This is a genomic window from Flagellimonas algarum (genome assembly GCF_040513375.1).
Taxonomy (GTDB): domain Bacteria; phylum Bacteroidota; class Bacteroidia; order Flavobacteriales; family Flavobacteriaceae; genus Flagellimonas_B; species Flagellimonas_B algarum.
In genome coordinates this window covers 1-21,591 of the sequence record NZ_JBEVTG010000006.1, presented here as the reverse complement: position 1 = coordinate 21,591, position 21,591 = coordinate 1, and the positions used below count along the sequence as shown (strand labels likewise).

The following is a 21,591-nucleotide window of genomic DNA, read 5'->3' as shown; positions in this document are numbered from 1 at the left end:
CGATATCTCGACCAGCTTGGTATACATCCTGGCGAACGATACCGCGACCGTCAACATCATCGATAACGATGGCAACGAAGGCTGGCCTGAAGACATTACGTTAGAAGCTTGTGATACGTTGCCGGATCCTTTCGAAATCACCTCAACCAGTTCGTGTGCGATTAGTGTGGACTTCACCGAGGATATCGTCGGACAAGACGACGGATGTGCGCTAGACTATGTCTTGACCAGGACCTGGACCATCACCGATTGTGTTGGAAACGTCAGGGTACACACCCAGGTCATCACCGTGGTGGATACTATTGCCCCGACCTTTGTCGAGGCCCTACCTGCAGATGCCGTTGTTTCTTGTGATGCCGTGCCTGCAGCCGATGTCTTAACGGCCACGGATAGTTGTGACCCTAATATTACCGTCATTTTTGATGAGCAGATCAGCAATGAAAGTGCTTGCGGAACGGAATATACCATCACGCGCACATGGACGGCTGCCGACTGCGCAGGAAACCCCATAGAACATGTGCAGGTGATTACCGTACAAGACACCACGGCACCCGAATTTGTCGAATCCTTGCCGGAAGATATGGTCGTAGCCTGTAATGAAGTTCCTGAAGCTGCGGTATTGACGGCCACCGATAATTGCGACCCAGACGTAGCAGTGGTTTTTGAAGAGACCGTGACCAACGATGCCAATTGTGCTGATGGGTACATGGTGACGCGGGTATGGACGGTTACCGATTGCGCAGGAAATACCAATTCACACACGCAGGTGATCACCATCGAGCCGACCGGACCGATCATGGCAGGACCTTATGATGAGGAAATTACCATCATGTGTGGTGACGAATTGCCTGAAGTACCTGAATTGACCTTTACCGGTGGATGTGGTAACTACGAGGTCACCTTTTCGGAAGATATCACGTCTTTGCCGGATACCGACGATTATATGATCGTGAGAACATGGGAAGTCACGGATTCTTGTGGAAACACCGCGGTGTTCGAACAGACCGTATTCGTACTCCAGTACCAATTGGAAGAGATCACCATCGATATTTGTGTGGAAGACGAGGCAATCGATCTTCGTGATTACTTGCCTGAACCTTTCAGTAAGGAAGGGATCTTTGAAATTCGACAAGGGGATATCGTCTTGAACGAAAGCATATTCGATCCGGCAAATCTTGAAGTCGGGGTTTATCTGATCGCCTATAGCGCTAAGACAGGGCCCTGTAAGTACTTTGCCGAATTCACCATCAATGTGAACAGTGATTGCGTTCCTTGTAATCGTGGTGAAATCGAGATCAATGATGCGATTACCATTAACGGTGACGGCATTAACGACTACCTTGAGATTACAGGTGTGGAATATTGTGCGTTCCAGTTCGATGTCATGGTCTTCAACCGATGGGGCGATAAAGTCTTCGAACAAGCCGATTATAGAAACGATTGGGGAGGTACGTCTCCTGACGGTTCCTTCGGTAGTTCCGGAACCTTGCCTTCAGGAACCTATTATTACATCATTTCCATCTTGGATAAAGAAACCGGACAAAACCTCGAACCGATCAACGGATACATCTATCTAGGTTCAAGATAAGCTCCGAACCCCAGTAAACAAAAGGCCGATCAGACGATCGGCTTTTTTTATGGCATTCGTTCATCGGGGAAAATAATTACTTCAACGAATCTGGTGTCTGACATCGAATTTTGCCCTGCGTTAAACGGATAAATTATCGGTAGTTAGGGGTATTGGCTTCCTTTGTATTCGTATATAAGACCCCAATCTTATTTCAAACGAATTGACAATGAACCACAATACAACTGAAAGTGCATACTTCACAAGAACAGGAACGATCCTGTAACCGTAGTTTGTTTTTTCAGGCGTTTAATAATCTTCATAAAACCCTGACCATGAAGAACCTACAGCAAAATATAGTACTCATCGCCTTACTGTTTTCCGGTTTGGTATCCGCGCAGCAGTTACCACAGTTCACACAGTATATGTTCAACACCATTTCGGTGAACCCGGCCTATGCAGGTAGTAGGGAAACCATGAACCTGACGGCTTTACACCGTAACCAGTGGGCCGGACTTGACGGGAATCCGACTACGAGCACCTTCTCGTTCCATACCCCATTGAAAAATGAAAAAGTCGGTGTAGGACTGTCGTACATCACCGATCAATTGGGATTTGAAAATACCAATTATGTATATGGGGATTTCTCGTATACCGTTCAAGTGGCTTTTGAAACCAAATTATCTTTCGGATTGAAAGCCGGTTTCACCAACTACAAACTGGATAACCCGGATGTCAACGATCCTTTCTTTACTTCGAACTTCAATAGCTGGAAACCGAATTTCGGGGCTGGGGTTTACCTAAGTTCCAACCGATGGTATGCCGGGGTTTCATCGCCACGGATTTTGAATACGGATTTGAATGATAATGAGTTCGAAGCCTTGGAGCGAAACAGCTATTATGCTGTTGGGGGATTGGTTTTGGACCTTTCATTGGACATCAAATTCCGTCCGGGTTTCATAACCAAATTCACCAATGGCGCACCGGCCACCTATGATTTGACCTCGAGTTTTCTGTTTTATGAAAAGTTTTGGCTTGGAGCTTCCTATCGTTTCAACGATGCATCGAATTTCGGTGCCTTTATGGACTATCAAGTATCGAAGGACATTCGTATCGGATATGCATATGACCTACCGACTTCGACGATCAGACCCTACACTGGTGGAACCCATGAAGTGATCTTGATTTTCGAACCGCGATTGAACAAACGCACGGATCTCTACAAGTCACCACGATATTTCTAATAGCACTCAACTACTAAACTTGACCTCATGAACACGAAGAAATTACTCTTGGGCCTTGCCCTAAGTCTTAGTTTTTCGCTGGCAATCGGGCAACAGAGCCTACAAAAGAAAGCCGATGAGCTTTTCAGTAAGTTCGCCTATGCCAAAGCGATACCGATGTATGAGCAATTGGTGGTAGCCGATTTCAACAAGGTACATGCTTATCAGCGTCTTGCTGAATGCTACTTGTTGCTGCGCGATCATCAAAAAGCCTTACCGTACTTCAAAAGGTTCATCAACGAACCAGGTACGCCTTCGACCTTTTATTTCAAGTACGCCATGGCCCTCAAAAGTGCCGGCGATCAAAAAGAGGCATTGGGCTGGTTGAAGAAATACAAGAAGTTGAACAAAAACGATTCACGCGTCAAGCAGTTCTTGAAGGATGGCAATTTGGCATCCGTCGTTTTCAACAGCAACGAACGCTACTTTTTGGAACCTGTGCATTTCAACTCTGAATTCAGCGATTTCGGTGGTTTCATGCACAACGGAAAGCTGTATTTCAGCTCGGCCCGGCTTTCAAAAGATTCTGACGAACGCTATGATTGGAACAATGAACCTTGGCTCGACATCTACATGATCGATCCGACCAACAGGTCAGCCTCGCCTAAAAAATTCCCGGGTGAGATCAATTCAAAGTTCCATGAAAGCTCCTTGGTATTCTCTACCGATTATAAGAACGATACCATCGTCTATTTTACCCGTAACAACTATTTCGAGAACAAAGAGAATTTCTATACCAAGAAGGAGGAAAACCAGATCGAAAACTTGAGCAATCTGAAAATCTTCAAGGCAGAGTACGTTGACGGTAAGTGGAAAGTTACGCGTAACCTGAAGACCAATGCCGATCACTATTCGACCGGACATGCCACGGTCAATTCGAACCGAACCTTGATTTATTTCGCTTCGGATCGGCCAGGAGGATTTGGGGGCACGGATATCTACTATGCCAAAATCCACCCGCGCGGAGGTATCGGACAACCTATCAACGCAGGACCGATCGTTAATACGGCTGGTAATGAAATGTTCCCTTTTATCAATAACGAAGGCCAGCTGTTCTTTTCTTCGGACGGTCATGTCGGATTCGGACAATTGGACGTTTTCGGGACGATCATCGATGAAGATGGAAAAATCAAGGATGTCATCAATTTAGGGAAACCTTTGAATAGTGATAAAGACGATTTCGGATACTACGCCCTTGAAAACGGCATTGATGGCTACGTCAGTTCGAACCGCGATGGTGGAAAAGGGAGTGATGACATCTACAAGTTTCAATTCGTACCCTCGCTGACCGTCAACGGCACGGTTACCGATGCTATTAACCTACAACCCTTAGATAGTGTCCGCATTGCTTTGTTCGATCAATCAAACGGCTCGTTGGTGGCCGAGACCACTACGGATGAAAACGGGAATTACAAAATGCTGATCGATAGGAAACGGAACTATATGATCGAGGCCTATCGTAAAACCCACCCAAAAAAGAATGTATTCTTCAGTACCCAAGGCACCAAGAGAAGTACCAAATTGATCCAGCAGGATATACAACTGGAACCGGTGCTTGACGTTAAACTTTTGGCTGGTTTGAACAAGATCTATTTTGATTTCAACAAGAGTGATATTAGGCCCGACGCGGCAGCAGAGCTCAACAAGGTGGTCAAATTGATGACGGAAACCTACCCTGATATGATCATCCGTCTCGAAGCACACACCGACCCGGTGGGAAGTCACACCTACAACGATGAGCTATCGGAACGAAGGGCGAAATCGACCTATGAGTATTTGATCGCCAACGGCGTACCCAAACACCACATCCTTTCCTACAAAGGGTTCGGAAAGCGCAAACCGATCAACGAATGCACCAGCAAACAAGACTGTTCGCCAGAAGAACTGGAATTGAACCGGAGGACCGAATTCCCGGTTATCCAAATCAAGGGACAGGCCCTGGCCGAGTCCAAATAAAAAAAAGCGCCTCCGGGCGCTTTTCTTTTTTACTTGATCCGTACCGCTTTGGATACCACATCGTTGATGGGTACCACGATCTTCCCGTCTTGGGTCTTTAAGGTCAAGGTGTTGTTTTCGATAGCCTCAATAGTGCCTTGATGCTTACCGAAACTGATTTCATCACCCACCATAAAGGTCTTTCGCGCGTAGAACATTTTCAGGGTATCTGAAAACACCTCTTTCGAACCCAATCCAAAACCTAGGGCAATCGCGAAAAGGAAGGCCCCAAGAATGATCGTAAAGTTGCTCGTAATGATCTCGGTATCGATACCGGCTTGGTTCAAGGCCGTAATCGAAATAAAGAAGGCGATCAGATAAAATAAAGTACCACTGATGAATTTTGACCCCCCGATGCCCATGGATTCGAATAAGGCCAAAGTCGCTTTCTTTACAATGTTCGCCAAGTACAGCCCCCCTGCCAAGATCAATATGGCACTGAACAAGGTCGGCAGGTAGGCAAAAATCGCCATGATACCGTCTGAAATTGCATGTAAACCCAGCACTTGGGCAATAATGATGGTGAACAACAAGACCAACAATCCTTTGACGACGGCCAAGATCAACTTGATCAAGTCGATCTTGACTTCCTGGTCACCCAATGGTTTTGACGCGGTCAACTTTTCGGACAAACGATCCAATTTGGCCGCTTTCATGATTTTCTTGACAATGAACAAGATGATCTTGATTACCAACCAGGCGAGCAACAACCCCAAGATACCCAAGACGATCTTGGGTAGCAATTGGACGAAGCTCGTCATGATGTCATTGAGACTTTCTTCTAAAACACGTTTGTATTCTTCCATGATCGGAATGTTTTTTATTATGGGTTAGTGGTTTCTTTTGTTTGTGCGGAAAAGTCCGGCCAACAAGGACGCATAGTTGGAGGTCACCAAAATCGACATATCCAAAATCAATTTGGCGATGGCCACATCGTTCATGACGCGCTGCCGCATTTCGGCAGGTACTTCCCGTAAGTTGGTGTTCAATTGCTTGAACGGATTGTCAAACTCCTTAGCCATCTATCACCGTATTATTATAGACTTCCAATAATTTCGATTTTGCCCGCTTCAATCGCATCTTTACCGCACTTTCGCCGATATCCAATAACTCGCACAACTCCTTGATCGAAGCCCCATCTTGGTACTTCAACAATAAAATGGACTTGTCTTCCGCACCGATTTCGGTCAATGCCAACTCCAAACGGTTTGCCTTCAGTTCATAGATGCTTTCATCAGGCACTTCATCGGCCAAACGGTATTCGGCATCATCCACAGGTATCGATTTATCACTCATCTTGCGCTGCTTGTTCCGGTTGACGTAATTGACACAAAAATTATACGTAAACGAATACAGCCAAGTCGAAAACTTAGACCTGCCCTTAAAAGAGGCCAATTTGATGAATAATTGCAAGAATACATCCTGCGTCAGGTCTTCGGCCTCGTCTTGCGATCGGGCGAATCCGTAACACTTGTTGTAGACCATTTTGGCATAACGGTCATATAACACACCGAAAAGCAATGTGTTATTGGTCGCTACCACCTTTTGTACCAATTCTTCGTCAGTATACCCCTTGTAAGGGTCGTCTTTCCCCAATGACTTCCTTCCTTGATTTATAAGAATAAGAAACAGGCGTTTTAAAAAAGTCACTTTTGGATCCGAATTAATTGGCCAAGGGCTGTTAGCTGGGTTCAATATAGTCGAAACCGCCTATCTTTGAAAAAAAGCATCGAATGAAAACATTCTACTATGTATCCCTGATGGGGTTGCTCTTACTTGGTTCCTGTAAAGAAGCTCCCAAAGCGGTCGAGACCCCACCGCAGACCATTCTTGAAAAAGTGGCTACCGCACACGGATACGACCATTGGTCAAAAATCAATAGGGTGGCTTTCACCTTCAATGTCGATCGTGATTCTACCCATTTCCAGCGCAGTTGGATTTGGGATATCAAAAAAAACGAGGTAACCAAGATCGGAGGGGGCGACACCATCCAATACCGCAGAAAAGCAATGGATAGCATCGCCCAACAGGTCAACGCCGGCTTTATCAATGACCGATACTGGTTGTTAGCGGCCTTTAATTTGATTTGGGACCAAGAGAACTTCGAATACCGTCATGAGTTGGAAGCAGAAGCCCCTATAAGTGGAAGCAGCATGCAAAAGCTGACCATCGTATACGGAAATGAAGGTGGGTATACCCCCGGAGACGCCTACGACTTTTATTTTGGCGAAGACCATTTGATCAAGGAGTGGGTTTTCAGAAAAGCGAACCAAGAAGAGCCTTCGCTGATTACAAGTTGGGAAAATTACCAAAGTATCGAGGGGCTGCAACTGGCTATCGACCATAAAAAGAAAGAAGGATCCTTCAACATTTTCTTTGATGGCATAGTAGTTGATGCAGCTAAGGAATGAAATCAATCCTAGCCTTTGCCCTTATTTTTTCGCTGAACAGCTTCGCCCAACAACAACAAAAAACCGGTCTGATCTACGATCGCGAAACCGGGGCTCCCGTAGAATTTGCCGATGTCTACGACGCTTTCGACCTTACCTACTCCAACGCTGATGGGCGTTACCTCCTGGTAGCGGCCTCCGACTCGGTGACTTTTAAGAAAATCGGCTATGAAAGCCAGACCCTTGCGATTTCAAGTATTCCGGATACCGTATACCTGAATCAGAGACTTTTTGAACTCGAAGAAGTCGTTTTGACCAATCTCAAGACCCTCTGGGATCGTGTGGGCGATTCACTTCGGGCCAATTACACACTTTCATCCTATAAAGAACGGTTTTTCATCCGTTGCCTACTCCGCAAAAACGGCGAACTCATCCGAGTGCAAGACGTTGCGGGAAAATTGAAACGACGGACTTTGTTTTACAACAAGGAAATGGAAATCGAGAAAAAGGACTTTGAATTCGAAGTCGAACACATGCGCAAACTGGGCATCGAAAAGGACGAGAACGACGTCTACTTCCGCTTTTTCTCTTTAAGTCAATTGTTCCTTGAATCGGTGCGCTTGAATGCAACAGGCCCAGGTTTTGAGATTACGGAGCGCTCGTTCGAAGGGCAGCCAATGGCCAAGATCTTCTTTCAAAGCGACCCCAGTGCCCCCAGGATCAACTCCAACGGCCATTATTTGATCAACAAGGCGAACAAAGCCATTGAATCGGTGGTGATCCATTCCGAAATCGATAGCGATCGTTATTTTAAGAACGGTCCGATACGATCCCGAACCGTAAAACGGGATCAAGTCGTACATTTCCATGAATCCATGAAGACGGGCAAATACTATCTCAACCTCGCCAAATTGCGTTTCGATATTGAAATCACAAGCACTAAAAAAGATTTTAAAGATCTGTACACCTGTGAATATACCATCCAAACCTATGACAATGGCCAAGACCTTGAGGTGAAGCCCAACGCCAACGCGAGAAAAGATCTTTTCAAGTTGAAATTCCCATTTGAACAAGCCTTTTGGGAGCAGCAACACTTTCTCCCGCTGACCAACGAAATCGAAGCGTTTATCGAAGCAATGGGTAAAGCGAACAAAACCTTCAAGATCCGTTCGAACCTAAAATGATCAAGATCTTTTTTTCATGGCCAGAATGGCAATGAGGACTAAGATCGTACAGCATAAAAGCGATGTAAAACTAGTGGTCAGGGCATATTTTTCAGCCAGTAGTCCCAGGATGACCGGACCGACCAAAAATCCTGAATAGCCGGTACCTGCAATAAACGCCACCCCCTGTGAAGACTCAATGCCCTTGATGTTACCACCGATTCGGAATAGCTCTGGAACCATGACCGAAAATCCCAGGCCATTCAAGGCAAAACCGGCAATGGCCAAAAACGTATTCATGCTCAATACCATTACAAAGCCGATGATGGCCAAAAAAGCCCCTAAGGCGACGATCTTGGTCGACCCAATACGCTGACTGATCCCGTCGCCCAAAAAGCGACCTAAAGTCATGGTGAATGAAAATGCCAAGAACCCTGCCCCGATCAAATGTTCGGGCGCCAGGGTAATCTCGGTAAGATAGAGCGCACTCCAATCAACAATGGCACCTTCAGCACCCATACTTACGAAACCGATGAAACCCAAAATAAACAAAGGACCTAAGAGTTTGATACTAAACCCTTCTTTTTCGACAGGTTCAGCCTTAATATGATAATATTCCTTCCGGAAAAACGAGTTACAAACAAAAACCAATAGCACCGTTCCCAGCATATGGAGGAAAGGACTGCTGATCGTGGCGATCAAAAAACTTCCTAATCCGACCAACACGCCACCCAGACTGAAAAAACCATGGGCTGCGGACATGAATTTTTGTCCGTCTTTCTTCTCAATCTCAGTAACCAGGGTATTCATGGCGATATCGGTGAGCCCGTTCATCAATCCAAATGCGAATAGTGCGGCACACAACAGGGCATAACTTGGGGCGATCAATGGAAATAGGGCGGTTATACTACAACCCACGACCCCAAACCAGGTTGCCCTACCCACACCTAGCCTATTGACGATCTTCGAAGCGAAAGGGAAAATGGTAAACACACCAAGCGACAAGAAAAAAATGGCTATACCCAAATCCGCCTTATCGATATGCAAGCGTTCTTTGACCGCCGGAATGTAAATGGCCCAAGTTCCAAACCAAATGTTCAGACTTACGAATACGAAACATGGGGCGAAATAACGCCTATTGGAAAGGATCAATCCTAATGATTTCATCGGCTCATCTACTTTAACACAAAGAACGGTAGCTTGGGGCGTATTTCATAGGCCAAAACATTCCAATAAAGAAACATTACATTCCTATTTTGATTCAAATAGTTGAATTTATGGTAGTTTTAGACTATACACCTTAATTCCAATAATGCATCCGATCCCTTAGTAAAGTAACAAACCCATGAAACCCATTTACGAAGCCATTATCTCCCGTGAAAGCAGCTCGTTCAAGGTAGAAACCTATGGCTTGGAAGAGGCCTGTGAATCAGCAGGGTGGCATATTCATCCGGAATTTGAGATCGTGTATGTGAAGAACGGGAGCGGAGTGCTTAAGATCGGTCAGAAAACCCTACCCTATGACAACGGGGTCTTGGTATTTTTGGGAGGGAATATTCCACACTCGGACATGGGGAACAAAACGTTCAAAAACAACAAAGAAGTGGTCATCCAATTCTCGAAAGACTTCGTTTCGGAGAAATTAAAGGTATTCCCTGAATTCAAGGGAATCGGTTCGTTGATATCCCGTTCGCGGCAGGTTTTGATCTTCGGCGATGCGGTCAAAATGGAACTAGGCTACTATTTTGAACGCTTTCAAAACCTTGGTCCTGCAGAACGTTTGGTCAATTTCCTGAATATCCTAAACCGGCTTGCGAAGGAAAAAGACTATCAGGGCCTTTTTGGAACTTCGATGCTCCACGAATTCAGGGAGAAGGAGACCGACCGCTTGAAAACCGTTTTTGATTTCCTGAACGACCACTACCATCAAAAGATCTCAACGGAAGCAATGGCCCAACATGTGGGGTTGACCCCGAATTCCTTTTCCAGGTTCTTTAAAAAAATGACGGATCGGCGATTCATTGATTTCGTGAACGAATTCCGTATTGCCAAGGCTATCGATGTACTGAACGAAGGAAACCGGACCATTACGGAAGCCATGTACGGTTCTGGGTTCAACAGTCCCTCCTACTTTGCCAAGCAATTTTCAAAATATACGCAGATGACCCCTTCGGACTATCTCACAAAAAACAAATTAAACGGCTAGGATACCGGCTTTTAAGCTTTGTCCGAACCGATACATATCTTCATACGAACAATAAAAGGGTGCCGGGGCCAAACGGATGACGTTGGGTTCACGCCAATCAACGATAACCCCCTGCTTCATCAAATAATCGAATAGGTGTCGACCTTCACCGTGTAAAAAGACCGAAAGCTGGCAACCACGGGCTTCAGGCGTAATGATCTCAAAGGTCGAATCGACTTCCTTATCGATTTCCTTTAAGATGAACTCCAGATAAGCGGTCAACGAACTTTGCTTTTCCAAGAGAGATGCCATGCCCACCTCTTCAAAAAGTTGCAAGGAAGCCAAATACGGTGCCAAGGCTAAAATCGGGGCATTGCTCAATTGCCAGGCGTCGGCGTTCTCCATAGGGTCGAAAGTCGGTTGCATCAGAAAGCGGGTCTCCTTTTTGGTACCCCACCACCCTTCAAAACGGGGTAGATCCTTGCGGTTCAAATGCCGTTCGTTGACAAACACCCCTGAAGCATTACCTGGACCACTGTTCATGTATTTGTAACTGCACCAGGCGGCAAAATCAACATCCCATTCGTGTAAATGCAAGGAAACGTTACCCGCTGCATGGGCGAGATCCCATCCGACCATGGAACCCACGTCCTTACCGGCCTTGGTAATGGACTTCATATCGAATACCTGACCGTTATAATAATTTACCCCTCCGATCAACACTAAGGCCAAATTTTCCCCGACTTCATTGATTTTAGCAAGAATATCTTCGGTACGCCAAAAGTGCTCTCCCGGTCGTTTGCACACTTCTACAATGGCTTCTTCGGGATCGAAACCATGGAATTTGACCTGACTTTGGAGCATGTACTGATCGGATGGAAATGCTTTTTCCTCACACAAGATCTTAAATCGTTTTGGTGTGGGTCTGTAGAAGGAAACCATCAATAAATGCAAATTGACGGTCAAGGTGTTCATTACGGTTACTTCTTCCGGTTTCGCTCCCACCACCTTTGCCAAAGGGCCTGCCAATCTCTCGTGATAATCCCACCAAGGTCGTTCGGCGTAAAAGTGCCCTTCGACCGCCATATCAGCCCAATCTTTCATTACGGCATCGACATAGGAATTCGTTAACTTAGGCTGTAACCCTAAGGAATTGCCCGTGAAATAAATCACATCCTTACCGTTGACCTGAGGGTAGTGGAATTTTTCACGATAGCCTGACAAACGATCATCACGGTCCAAAGAACGCGCAAAATCCAATGTATTTTCAAAAACCATACGAGTAGTCATTTTTTATTCAATACGCATTTCCACCAAATGTTTTTTAAACCCGGCTTTTTCATAGGCCCGGATCGCGGGGAGGTTGTCTTCGTATACCGTGAGGCGAATTTCATGTAGCCCACGGGCAAGACACCAGTGTTTAAGGGCTTCGACGATCTGTTGATTGATTCCCCTACCCCTGAATTCGGGCAGGGTGTACATGAACCCCAAATATCCATACTGTTCATGATCGAGATAATGCCGGGCGGTTTTGGCCAAAGCATAACCTGAACTCACGACCTGGCCTTCGATTTCGGCAACCATCACCTTTACATCGTCCCTCTCGACATAGGCACCCAAATCATAATAACTGATCGCGTCATCGGCAATGGTCGGGTCGAAAGGTCGTTCGGCTTCGATCAAGGCTTGCTCAAAGGTCAATAGTGTGGGTAAATCGCCGGTTTCGGCATCTCGGATACGTACCGTTTGCATGTGCCTAAATTACTCCTTATTCTTTAATTTTGTTAAAAGTTCGAGATGCATTTTTTATCCCCACAGCTTGAAAACTACATCGCCGACCATTCGGAAAATGAACCCGAATTACTAACCGATCTCACGCGGGAGACCCATTTGAAAGTGGTTCGTCCGCGAATGATCACGGGCCATTATCAGGGCAGGGTTTTGAGTTTGTTTTCGAAACTTATCGCTCCGAAGCACATTCTTGAAATCGGTACGTATACAGGCTATTCCGCTTTGTGTTTGGCCGAAGGCTTGCCAGCCGATGGCATGTTGCATACCATTGACATCAATGAAGAACTTGTCGATATCCAAAATCGCTACTTTGAGCGAAGTCACTACCGTGGGCAAATCAAACAGCATCTCGGGGATGCCTTAGCGGTCATCCCAAAACTGGATATCCAATTCGATTTGGTATTCATAGACGCCGAAAAGACGCATTACGAAGCCTATTTTGAATGCGTTTTACAAAAATGCCGCCCTGGCAGTATTATCCTATCCGACAACGTACTTTGGTCGGGCAAGGTCATCGAACCCTTAAAAAAATCGGATAAGGCCACGGAAGTACTATTGCGTTACAATCGGAAATTGCAGGAAGATCCGCGGGTTGAGACCGTGTTACTCCCTATACGCGATGGGTTGACGATGAGTCGGGTGCGATAAACCGTTTGGTCATTTTGAAAAACCAGTATCCGGTAACCACCCCCACCAGCATACCTACGACAATGTCCAAAGGAAAATGTACCCCGACATAAATCCTGCTATAGGCAAAGAGCACGGGCCAAACCAAAAACCACCAACTCCATTTCAGCCGATCCCGCATCAACAGGATGACCAAGGTCGTTATGGCGAACGAACTGGCCGCATGTCCTGAAAAAAAGCTGTAATCGTTTGGATGTTGTAGGACCCTTATCAAATCGGAAAGTGCCGGATCATTGTTCGGACGCAAACGGCCTACGAAATCCTTGACCAAATGGGTCAAGAGGGTGATGAAAGCGACCAATGATAGGACCGATCCGATGGAAATCATTGCGCGACGTTTCGGAAACTTCAACATAAAGAGAACGATGAACAAGACGAACAAAGGGGTCCACGAGCGGATCTGGGTCAGGAAAATCCAAAAACGGTCGTAGGGTTCCGAACCCAAACCGTTCATGTAGATGAACAGCTCATGGTCCCAGCGAACAAGCGTTTCGATCATGGATTATTTGGTACTGCGTTTTATCGTACCGGTGACATCATCCACATTTTTCTTGACCTCATCAAGCTCTTTCTTGATGTCTGCGGTAAAATCGGTATCGATGCCCTGTTTTTCAGCGCTTTTCTGGATTTCCCTTTTGATATCGTCAGTAGCATCACGCAGTTGGCGCATGCCCTTGCCCAAGCCTTTGGCGATACCGGGAATTTTATCGGCACCGAAGACCATGACCACGATGAACATGATAAAGAAGATTTCGGCTCCGCTGATGAATAACAACATACCACAAAGATAAAATTTAAAAATCCTATTGGAAACGTACCAGCTGGGTTTCTTGAAGGAATTCACTTTCGTCCATAAAAACAACCCGGACCCTAAACGTCGCTTCATCCGGAATACCCGCAAGATCTTTCACCCTTAAGTAATAACGGGAAATAAAATCAAAATTGTCTTCGACCATGCGACTGGCAGCCAGTGCCTCTTCAATAGACAATAGCCTATCGTTCGCTACAAACCCGGCGACCCCGAATAGATCGGTGACCTCAACGAAATTGGTTTCCCCTTCCAATCGCATTGCAACCTCAAGACGTTCCAAGCGATTGATGACATTGAACGGATAGGCACAGCTACAGCGTTGGGCGGCCTCGTTATTCAAAGAGCTGATACCTTTATTGGCCAACGATGCCATAAATCGTTCTGAAAAACGCAAATCGACCTCTAAAACCAGACGTTCTTTGGGTATGGCTTCAACAAATACTTGGGCGTCGAAAAAGTCCTCATTGATCATTTCGAGGGCTTGGGCCTGCAAGCCATTGAATTCAATATCGATGGAAGAGAACGCCCCACAATTACAATCCTCGTAATCATCGGACTCATCAGAACCGCCGCAGTTCACCAAAACCAACAGGGTAAGAAAGGATACCATCAAAAAGGGTAGCTTCTTCATGTCTTTTTTTTATGAAGTAACTAAAAAAAAGCCCCGGTTCCTAGAAATCGGGGCTTACCAAAATATTAAATCGCTTGACGATTATCCTTTGACCTTCTCTTTGAACTGGTCGAAATCGGATTTTTCCTCTTTTTTCGGCCATGCATTGTTGGTCGTATCGATATCGGCGGTTTCCAATTTTGGATCGACTACGATACCGACGATTTCCTTTTGGGTAGCCATGACCCTTTTTACTTCCTTATCGTTCTTTCTCCAGATTTCTGGCGGATAGGTAATGCTTTCCGTAGTGCCATCGGCAAAGGTATACTCCACGATCAATGGCATTGGAATACCCCCTGGTTTATCGAAGGTGATTTCATAGAAATACTTGGGCTCTTCAACCTGGGCCCGCTCTTCGGCGGTCATATTGTCCATCATGAACTCGTTCAGGTTGGTCGAGGTTTCGGATGGGGCTTTGCCTTTAAGATCATCCGAATAATCCTCACTACCCTCTTCGGCCAAGTAGACCAAAGGCGGTAAATCGGCCAAGGTCAGGTTTCGGGCATCCATATACTCTTGCATTTCTTTGGTGACCTCGTTGCTGACGTAATATTTCTTTACTCCTTTAACACCAATATCCACATAATCGGTGGTGTAGAACCAACCTCTCCAGTACCAGTCAAGATCGACTGCCGAAGCATCTTCCATAGTTCGGAAGAAATCTTCAGGGGTCGGATGCTTGAACTTCCAGCGCTGGGCATACGTCTTGAATGCGTGATCGAACAATTCCGGACCCATTACGGTCTCACGAAGAATGTTCAATGCCGTGGCCGGCTTGCCGTAAGCATTCGGACCTAGTTGATAGACATTCTCGGGGTTCGACATGATGGGGGAGATATAACTTTGATCTCCGGCCATGTAGGGTACGATCTTGGCTGCATCCCCACGTCTTGAAGGGTACTTGTCGTTAGGCGCGATGACATCCGGATAGTTCTTACCGAATTCCTGTTCGGTCAAGTATTGCATAAAGGTATCGAGACCTTCATCCATCCATCCCCATTGGCGCTCGTCTGAATTGACGATCATGGGGAAGTAATTGTGCCCAACTTCGTGGATGATCACACTGATCATCCCATATTTCGTGCGGTCTGAATAAGTACCGTCTTCATTCGGACGCCCATAATTCCAGCAAATCATCGGATACTCCATACCTTGGTTTTTGGCATGTACCGAAATCGCTTTGTGGTATGGGTAATCAAAAGTATGCTTAGAATAGGTAATCAGGGTCTGAACCACGGCCTTGGTCGATTGCTCTTCCCAAAGTGGATTACCTTCCTTAGGATACATGGATACCGCCATGACATCGCGGTTTGGCAATTTTACCGCTTGCATATCCCAAATGAACTTTCTTGAAGAAGCGAATCCGAAATCACGGACGGGCTGTCCGGCTTCCGTTTTGAATTTCCAGGTTTTCTTTTTCTCAGAGAACGATCCTTCCTTGGCAACGGCCTCTTCTTGACTAACGATGATGACCGGTTTGTCATACGACTTCTTGGCCTGCTCATAGCGTTTCATCATGTCTTTGGTGAAAACTTCCTTACGGTTCTGCAACACCCCGGTGGCATCGACGACGTGGTCGGCCGGTACGGTGATGTTCACCTCATAGTTCCCAAAAGGTAGGGCGAACTCGCCACTGCCCCAAAACTGGTGGTTTTGCCAACCTTCAACATCGGAGTATACGGCCATTCTTGGGAAGAACTGGGCGATTACGTACGCACGGTTACCATCTTTCGGGAAAAATTCGAATCCAGATCGTGCACGGTTCACCGTGTGATCGGGCACATTGTACCACCACTTGATGGAAAAGGAAATATTCGCCCCGCTTTTCAATGGTTGTGGAATATTGATTCGCATCATGGTTTGATTGATCGTGTACGACAGGGGTTTGCCAGCGGCATCTTTCACCCAATCGATATTGAACCCTCCATCGAAAGGTTCGGTAACGAAACGCTGTGCGAAGTTACCGGCGGTGTAGGCGATGTTCACCCCATTGCCGTTTCGGAGTGGCGACTTGGAATCCTTGGCGCGCACGTTTTGATCCAATTGTACCCATAGGAACTCAAGGTCATCAGGCGAGTTGTTGAAATAGGTGATGGTTTCCTCACCATAGATCTTCGCATTGCGGTCATCGAGTTCGATGTCCATTTTGTAATCCGCCTGTTGTTGGTAATAATCAGGTCCAGGGGCACCTGAGGCCGAACGGTAGGTGTTCGGGCTTGAAAATTCTTCATAAAGTTGCTTGAACCGGCTCTGATTGACATGCCCGGGTTCGCGCTCTTCCTTCTCCTCGGTTTCTTGCGCCATGGCAACGGCCGCAAACAAGAAAAGAACGGAAGCAAAACAGTACTTGATCTTATTCATTTTTAACTAATTTGATGTGGGAAAATAATCCTTTTTAACGAGTCGTTAAGAAAGTCTTATAAGTTTAACATTCCTTTATTATTCTCTTTGATGAGCACGAAACTTTTCTTCTTGCCCAGCCATTTTACGTGGACCAGGTTTTGTTGCTCATCGAAGAGGTCGGTCAGTATTTCGTTTTGGATGCTCAGAGACTTCAACGTATCGAAATTGACCTGTTCGATTTCAAGATAACAGATCACCACGTCATCTTCATATTGCTTCCCTAGAAAGCGATAGCCGGTTTGTTTTCCGTTTAAGTGTACCAACAACTTCGCTTTGAAGTATTTTTCGATATAACCGTCTGCTATGGCCGCTTCTTGATCCGTTCCCAACTGGGCATCGACCCCGTAGCGTTCTTCCAAAAGTTGTTCGAGATCGTCGATGAAAATTCGGGTAGTGATTTGAAAGGCATCGTCCTTTTCAGAATAATTGATATTGGTGACACTGACATAAAACTTATGCACGGCGAACCCAAAACTACAGGCAATGGCCAAGAAAAGTAGAATACTTGTTTTCTTCATCGATAATCGTAAAGCGTTGCCCAAATTTATGCAATTCCCATGCCGAAAACCACGGTCAATCCAATTCATTGTTCTTTCGGTATAATTTGCTACGGTTCAAAAGGTAATTCCACAACTGCAGCTGATCCCCCAAGGCCGAAAGTCGCTGGAATTCGCTATCGACCTCACAGAAATACATGAAGTCGGGGATACGTTCTTCAGGAATCCCCAATTCTTGCGTAAAAAGTGAATCGACGATCGATTCTTGCACGGCATTGGTGTTGGCATACCGACGATCGACTTCGACCCGTTGCTTTAGTTTTTTAGTCCGACCGGTAAGCCTGTTCAGGATTTTATTGATGTTTACAGAGGCCGCAATGACATAGTAATAAAAGAACTTTCCAGCATCGGCCTCATAGAGCTTGCGCTCACTTTGGGTAATGATCTTGACGTCTGCATTGGGAAGCCCCAACGCTTCTGCGCTGACATCCTTCTCTAAAGTCAAAGTGCCGACGTCACTCCCAAGATTCCCCGATAATCCAAACGGGTTCAACTCCACGCCTTCCAGTTCGTTGACGAACTCTTCCATGGGTACGGTCACGAAGTCCGTCGCCATTAAATCAGCCCCGATAGGTAAGATTTTCCGCTTCAATTGAACGGCAGAGAACACCAAGGTATCCCCCAATCGTACCCGAATCGAAAAGTTACCGGCGGGATCGGTGACCGCCGCTTTTTCCGTACTGATGTTCTGGATGGCCACACCCGTAACATCCACATTAGGTACCACTACCCTACCGTTCAGGACCTTCGATGTCCGGTCCTGCGAAAACACCAAGACCGTCCCCAAGAAAAAAAAGAAAAGAAAGAGGTTATTCCCCATTCAACTCAGACAAATAGGTTTTGCTGTGGGTCACCAAGAAATCGATCAATTCGAATTCATTTTCACGACGAAAAAGTGCTTGCGAGGGCACCTTGTCGTCACAGTATAACAGAAATGCATCAATTTGATCCTGAGGTAATTGCAGGTCGACAACGAAAAATTCATCGTCGTATACCTGACGGAGCACCTCACTAACCTTCAGTGGATTGGCATCTCCGGTATCTTGGTTACGCGATTTGAAAATCGCTTTGAAGATATTGACGAAATTCACCCGCCCTTCGATGCGGTCATTTTGCGAAGTGTAGGCCACGTTTTCCACTTCGGTACCCCGGTCGATCTCGTATTCGAAACCCTTGAATTTCTCGTTTTTCACTTCGAGGAATTTCTGTTGGTTCTCGGGTCCGACGACTACTTCATCGAGCTGGGTCACTTTTTCGGTCACTTCGACTACCAAGCGGTTTTTCTCCAGAATGGCATCGGTGACCTTAATGATCTCCAACTGGTAGTTTACCGCAGTAAATACGAGCTGATCGCCTGATTTCACCATGATGGCGAAACGGCCGTTTTCATCGGTAATCGTGGCGAATTGGGTATTCGTATTCACAACATTCTCGTTGACCACATTGCTGCCCCGGTACAATACCTGACCCCTAAGGAGCTGTCTGCCATCATTCTGTGCATGCCCCAGTGAGGTGAGCAAAAACAGGAGCAAAATCATGGCCTTTTTCATAGTACGGTGTTTGTGTTGATGCCCATAAAGAAAGCCTATGGGCCCCATATTTAAAAGAATGTGAAACTAAACTTTTGTTAATTGTATCCAAAATACCCTTTTTCGATGATTCGACGGTACCGATGTCATTCATCGAAAGCCTTTCCATTCAACTAGTTGATTGACCTTTCGACGTATTTTACGGGATGCTATCAAAAGAGAATCATAGCTTTACATGTTTAGTTGAATAAACCCCCAAAGTCATGAAATACCGAATAGCCATCTGCGTTGTTCTTTCGCTATGTTCCAGTTTTGCGTTTTCGCAGGTCAAGATAGGTGACAATCCCGAAACCCTTGACGCCAATTCCCTACTCGAATTGGAAAGTACCAACCGTGCCTTGGTTATTTCAAGGATGGGCAGTACCCAAATGAACGCGATAACCCCTTTGCAAGGCGCCTTGGTGTACAATACCGATGTGGGCTGTGTCTTTTATTACGATGGCAGCCAATGGATCGACCTTTGCAGCGAAGAGAATACGACCAACGTCAGCTTTGAGCTCAACGACACCGAACTGGTGTTGACCGATAGTGACGGCAACTCGGTTTCGGTGACCCTTGACGGAGTGGGACTACAGACCTTTACCGCCGATCCCATTGTTAATTTTAGGGAGACCATAATCATCACCCAAAACGGGGATAATTTTAATTTCGAAGTTGGCGAGATAACGGGGGAGAACATTGCCGACAGTACGATCAACGGGGTCGATTTACAAGACAATTCCATTGATTCCGATAAATTGGCACCCCTTTCGGTGGGGCAGACGGAGCTTCAAGAAAACGCCGTATCGGATTTCCAAATCGACTACGCCCAAGTCACCTTGAACGACTTCACCAACGATGCCGGGTACATCACCAGTGCCGAATTGATCAGCCCCGAACCCAACAATGTCCTGACCGACAACAACGGCGTGTTTTACGACGATTCACAGCTTAGAAACGATATTACTGCCAATAACCAATTGATTGCAGACCACTTGGTCGATGATAACGATTTGGATGATGAAAATGAGCTTTCGGATTTACAGCTACAAAACGATTTGTTGACATTGACCAACCCTGCGGCCGGGGCCTCCGGGGTGGATCTCAGCATTTATTTGGACAACCAAACCGCGGGTGAAGTCAATATCACACCGATTTCCGGAATAGCGGGCAACAACGTACAGTCTGCATTGGAAGAAATACAGACCGATATCAATGCCTTGAACGCTGGCGGGGCAAATACTGATGAACAAGACTTAGGAATCGGAGCTGCGGGAACACTTAATGAAAGTGTGGAAATTACTATTACGAACGGAAACCCTGCCCTTGTGGATATCCGAGATGGGGATTTTGACGATCAAAATGAGATTCAAGATGCCGCAGATGTGGATATCGATGCGATTACCGGGATTACCGGGGGTACGGTACAACTGGCCTTAGAGGAACTGCAGACCGACATCGACGGATTAGTTGCCGGTGGAGGGAATACGGATGAACAAGACTTGGCCAATGTTTTGACCCAGGGAAATGATGCCGGGGGAAGACAAATCGAAAACCTATTGGATCCTAATGACGACCAAGATGCAGCCACCAAGAAATATGTCGATGACGAAATCGCGGCCTTACCGGCAGGGTCGGACAATCAGGACCTGGACAATGTTTTGACCCAGGGAAATGATGCCGGGGGAAGACAAATCGAAAACCTATTGGATCCTAATGACGACCAAGATGCAGCCACCAAGAAATATGTCGATGACGAAATCGCGGCCTTACCGGCAGGATCGGACAATCAGGACCTGGACAATGTTTTGACCCAAGGAAATGATGCCGGTGGAAGACAGATCGAAAACCTATTGGATCCTAATGACGACCAAGATGCAGCCACCAAGAAATACGTCGATGACGAAATCGCGGCCTTACCGGCAGGGTCGGACAATCAGGACCTGGATAATGTTTTGACCCAGGGAAATGATGCCGGGGGAAGACAGATCGAAAACCTATTGGATCCTAATGACGACCAAGATGCCGCCACCAAGAAATACGTCGATGACGAAATCGCGTCAAATGGTGGAAGTGTTGAAGAAGTTGATAACAATACCCTTGAAGGCATTGGCACAAACGCCGACCCTTTTAGAATTCGACCAGGTTCAAATGGTCAGTTTTTAAGCACTTCAGGCGGGGTCGTAATTTGGGATAATCTCCCCGGGGGAATGGGTGGTACAGTCGAACCTGATAATTTGACTATCGAAGGAAATGGAGTCGCCCCGAATGTACTGCAAGTCAGGGATGGCGGTATTACAGCTATCAAACTGAATCAAATGGGAGCCTTAGATGGTCAAGTTCTTAAATGGGATGATTTGAATTCGATATGGTCGCCTAATAACGATTTGGATACACAGTATACCAACGGGGCCGGAATCGCATTGACCGGAACGACCTTCAGTATCGACGATACCGGGGCCACTACCGGGCAGATACTCGCATCCGACGGCGCGGGTGGGTTCAATTGGGTCGATGATCA

Annotated in this window: 20 protein-coding genes and 1 pseudogene; 8 read left to right on the top strand and 13 right to left on the bottom strand. The window is 46.2% G+C overall.

All coding sequences use genetic code 11. The annotated features are described in order from the left end of the window. The 3 genes from ABV409_RS16600 to ABV409_RS16590 all read left to right on the top strand — a co-directional run. On the top strand, nucleotides 1-1,588 hold a 1,588-nt coding region (locus tag ABV409_RS16600), incomplete at its 5' end, for a T9SS type B sorting domain-containing protein (RefSeq protein ID WP_353878752.1). Between the two features lie 314 nt (nucleotides 1,589-1,902). Further along, entirely contained in the window at nucleotides 1,903-2,811 is a 909-nt protein-coding gene (locus ABV409_RS16595) for a PorP/SprF family type IX secretion system membrane protein (protein ID WP_353878751.1), read from the top strand. A 27-nt stretch (nucleotides 2,812-2,838) separates the two neighbouring features. Then, entirely contained in the window at nucleotides 2,839-4,806 is a 1,968-nt protein-coding gene (locus ABV409_RS16590; protein WP_353878750.1) for an OmpA family protein, read from the top strand. A gap of 29 nt (nucleotides 4,807-4,835) precedes the next feature. On the opposite strand, the gene ABV409_RS16585 is transcribed toward ABV409_RS16590, so the two are convergent. The 3 genes from ABV409_RS16585 to ABV409_RS16575 are packed head-to-tail and all read right to left on the bottom strand — an operon-like array spanning nucleotide 4,836 to nucleotide 6,441. Further along, a complete protein-coding gene (locus tag ABV409_RS16585) occupies nucleotides 4,836-5,651 on the bottom strand; it encodes a mechanosensitive ion channel family protein (protein ID WP_353878749.1) in 816 nt (271 codons plus the stop codon). A 24-nt stretch (nucleotides 5,652-5,675) separates the two neighbouring features. Next, complete coding sequence (locus ABV409_RS16580; protein ID WP_353878748.1) at nucleotides 5,676-5,867, bottom strand: hypothetical protein; 192 nt, start codon at nucleotides 5,865-5,867, stop codon at nucleotides 5,676-5,678. Further along, entirely contained in the window at nucleotides 5,860-6,441 is a 582-nt protein-coding gene (locus ABV409_RS16575; RefSeq protein ID WP_353878747.1) for an RNA polymerase sigma factor, read from the bottom strand. Before ABV409_RS16575 ends, ABV409_RS16580 begins: the two co-directional genes overlap by 8 nt. 137 nt (nucleotides 6,442-6,578) lie before the next feature. Here ABV409_RS16575 and ABV409_RS16570 point away from each other — a divergent pair, with 137 nt between their 5' ends. Together ABV409_RS16570 and ABV409_RS16565 are read left to right on the top strand one after the other, a co-directional pair. Beyond that, entirely contained in the window at nucleotides 6,579-7,256 is a 678-nt protein-coding gene (locus ABV409_RS16570; protein ID WP_353878746.1) for a hypothetical protein, read from the top strand. Further along, nucleotides 7,253-8,419 (top strand): hypothetical protein, encoded by a 1,167-nt coding sequence (locus ABV409_RS16565; RefSeq protein ID WP_353878745.1) that lies wholly within the window; start codon nucleotides 7,253-7,255, stop codon nucleotides 8,417-8,419. Before ABV409_RS16570 ends, ABV409_RS16565 begins: the two co-directional genes overlap by 4 nt. Here the strand turns inward: ABV409_RS16565 and ABV409_RS16560 are convergent, their stop codons facing one another. Further along, nucleotides 8,420-9,565, bottom strand: a complete 1,146-nt coding sequence (locus ABV409_RS16560; protein WP_353878744.1) for an MFS transporter — start codon at nucleotides 9,563-9,565, stop codon at nucleotides 8,420-8,422. A gap of 178 nt (nucleotides 9,566-9,743) precedes the next feature. On the opposite strand from ABV409_RS16560, the gene ABV409_RS16555 reads away from it, so the two are divergent. After that, on the top strand, nucleotides 9,744-10,604 hold the full coding sequence (locus ABV409_RS16555) for an AraC family transcriptional regulator (RefSeq protein WP_353878743.1): 861 nt from the start codon (nucleotides 9,744-9,746) through the stop codon (nucleotides 10,602-10,604). Here the strand turns inward: ABV409_RS16555 and kynU are convergent. Then, nucleotides 10,593-11,861, bottom strand: coding sequence for a kynureninase (kynU, locus tag ABV409_RS16550; RefSeq protein WP_353878742.1), 1,269 nt, complete (start codon nucleotides 11,859-11,861; stop codon nucleotides 10,593-10,595). The two genes, ABV409_RS16555 and kynU, sit on opposite strands and share 12 nt — an antisense overlap. A 15-nt stretch (nucleotides 11,862-11,876) precedes the next feature. Next, complete coding sequence (locus ABV409_RS16545; RefSeq protein ID WP_353878741.1) at nucleotides 11,877-12,335, bottom strand: GNAT family N-acetyltransferase; 459 nt, start codon at nucleotides 12,333-12,335, stop codon at nucleotides 11,877-11,879. A 45-nt stretch (nucleotides 12,336-12,380) separates the two neighbouring features. Here ABV409_RS16545 and ABV409_RS16540 point away from each other — a divergent pair, with 45 nt between their 5' ends. Further along, on the top strand, nucleotides 12,381-13,022 hold the full coding sequence (locus tag ABV409_RS16540) for an O-methyltransferase (protein WP_353878740.1): 642 nt from the start codon (nucleotides 12,381-12,383) through the stop codon (nucleotides 13,020-13,022). On the opposite strand, the gene ABV409_RS16535 is transcribed toward ABV409_RS16540, so the two are convergent. The 7 genes from ABV409_RS16535 to ABV409_RS16505 all read right to left on the bottom strand — a co-directional run bounded on the left by ABV409_RS16535 (nucleotide 12,985) and on the right by ABV409_RS16505 (nucleotide 19,052). Next, nucleotides 12,985-13,560, bottom strand: coding sequence for a phosphatase PAP2 family protein (locus ABV409_RS16535; protein ID WP_353878739.1), 576 nt, complete (start codon nucleotides 13,558-13,560; stop codon nucleotides 12,985-12,987). The two genes, ABV409_RS16540 and ABV409_RS16535, sit on opposite strands and share 38 nt — an antisense overlap. A 3-nt stretch (nucleotides 13,561-13,563) precedes the next feature. Further along, nucleotides 13,564-13,839 carry a Sec-independent protein translocase subunit TatA/TatB gene (locus tag ABV409_RS16530; protein WP_353878738.1) on the bottom strand — a complete coding sequence of 92 codons (276 nt, stop codon included), beginning with the start codon at nucleotides 13,837-13,839 and terminating at the stop codon, nucleotides 13,564-13,566. A 25-nt stretch (nucleotides 13,840-13,864) separates the two neighbouring features. Beyond that, nucleotides 13,865-14,503, bottom strand: coding sequence for a hypothetical protein (locus tag ABV409_RS16525; protein WP_353878737.1), 639 nt, complete (start codon nucleotides 14,501-14,503; stop codon nucleotides 13,865-13,867). 81 nt (nucleotides 14,504-14,584) lie between these two features. Beyond that, a complete protein-coding gene (locus tag ABV409_RS16520) occupies nucleotides 14,585-16,903 on the bottom strand; it encodes a M1 family metallopeptidase (protein WP_353878736.1) in 2,319 nt (772 codons plus the stop codon). Between the two features lie 56 nt (nucleotides 16,904-16,959). Further along, nucleotides 16,960-17,463 (bottom strand): DUF6702 family protein, encoded by a 504-nt coding sequence (locus ABV409_RS16515; RefSeq protein WP_353878735.1) that lies wholly within the window; start codon nucleotides 17,461-17,463, stop codon nucleotides 16,960-16,962. A gap of 55 nt (nucleotides 17,464-17,518) precedes the next feature. After that, nucleotides 17,519-18,322: a hypothetical protein gene (locus ABV409_RS16510; RefSeq protein WP_353878734.1), complete on the bottom strand. Its 804-nt coding sequence runs from the start codon at nucleotides 18,320-18,322 to the stop codon at nucleotides 17,519-17,521. Continuing rightward, nucleotides 18,312-19,052, bottom strand: coding sequence for a carboxypeptidase-like regulatory domain-containing protein (locus ABV409_RS16505; protein WP_353878733.1), 741 nt, complete (start codon nucleotides 19,050-19,052; stop codon nucleotides 18,312-18,314). The genes ABV409_RS16510 and ABV409_RS16505 overlap by 11 nt, the downstream gene beginning before the upstream one ends. A 242-nt stretch (nucleotides 19,053-19,294) precedes the next feature. On the opposite strand from ABV409_RS16505, the pseudogene ABV409_RS16500 reads away from it, so the two are divergent. Then, nucleotides 19,295-21,591 (top strand): annotated as a pseudogene (locus ABV409_RS16500) (hypothetical protein); the annotation flags it as partial.

Coding starts and splice junctions, on each gene's coding strand:
- ABV409_RS16595 (WP_353878751.1), top strand. CDS start 1,903: ATGAAGAACCTACAGCAAAATATAGTACTCATCGCCTTACTGTTTTCC.
- ABV409_RS16590 (WP_353878750.1), top strand. CDS start 2,839: ATGAACACGAAGAAATTACTCTTGGGCCTTGCCCTAAGTCTTAGTTTT.
- ABV409_RS16585 (WP_353878749.1), bottom strand. CDS start 5,651: ATGGAAGAATACAAACGTGTTTTAGAAGAAAGTCTCAATGACATCATG.
- ABV409_RS16580 (WP_353878748.1), bottom strand. CDS start 5,867: ATGGCTAAGGAGTTTGACAATCCGTTCAAGCAATTGAACACCAACTTA.
- ABV409_RS16570 (WP_353878746.1), top strand. CDS start 6,579: ATGAAAACATTCTACTATGTATCCCTGATGGGGTTGCTCTTACTTGGT.
- ABV409_RS16565 (WP_353878745.1), top strand. CDS start 7,253: ATGAAATCAATCCTAGCCTTTGCCCTTATTTTTTCGCTGAACAGCTTC.
- ABV409_RS16560 (WP_353878744.1), bottom strand. CDS start 9,565: ATGAAATCATTAGGATTGATCCTTTCCAATAGGCGTTATTTCGCCCCA.
- ABV409_RS16555 (WP_353878743.1), top strand. CDS start 9,744: ATGAAACCCATTTACGAAGCCATTATCTCCCGTGAAAGCAGCTCGTTC.
- kynU (WP_353878742.1), bottom strand. CDS start 11,861: ATGGTTTTTGAAAATACATTGGATTTTGCGCGTTCTTTGGACCGTGAT.
- ABV409_RS16545 (WP_353878741.1), bottom strand. CDS start 12,335: ATGCAAACGGTACGTATCCGAGATGCCGAAACCGGCGATTTACCCACA.
- ABV409_RS16540 (WP_353878740.1), top strand. CDS start 12,381: ATGCATTTTTTATCCCCACAGCTTGAAAACTACATCGCCGACCATTCG.
- ABV409_RS16535 (WP_353878739.1), bottom strand. CDS start 13,560: ATGATCGAAACGCTTGTTCGCTGGGACCATGAGCTGTTCATCTACATG.
- ABV409_RS16530 (WP_353878738.1), bottom strand. CDS start 13,839: ATGTTGTTATTCATCAGCGGAGCCGAAATCTTCTTTATCATGTTCATC.
- ABV409_RS16525 (WP_353878737.1), bottom strand. CDS start 14,503: ATGAAGAAGCTACCCTTTTTGATGGTATCCTTTCTTACCCTGTTGGTT.
- ABV409_RS16520 (WP_353878736.1), bottom strand. CDS start 16,903: ATGAATAAGATCAAGTACTGTTTTGCTTCCGTTCTTTTCTTGTTTGCG.
- ABV409_RS16515 (WP_353878735.1), bottom strand. CDS start 17,463: ATGAAGAAAACAAGTATTCTACTTTTCTTGGCCATTGCCTGTAGTTTT.
- ABV409_RS16510 (WP_353878734.1), bottom strand. CDS start 18,322: ATGGGGAATAACCTCTTTCTTTTCTTTTTTTTCTTGGGGACGGTCTTG.
- ABV409_RS16505 (WP_353878733.1), bottom strand. CDS start 19,052: ATGAAAAAGGCCATGATTTTGCTCCTGTTTTTGCTCACCTCACTGGGG.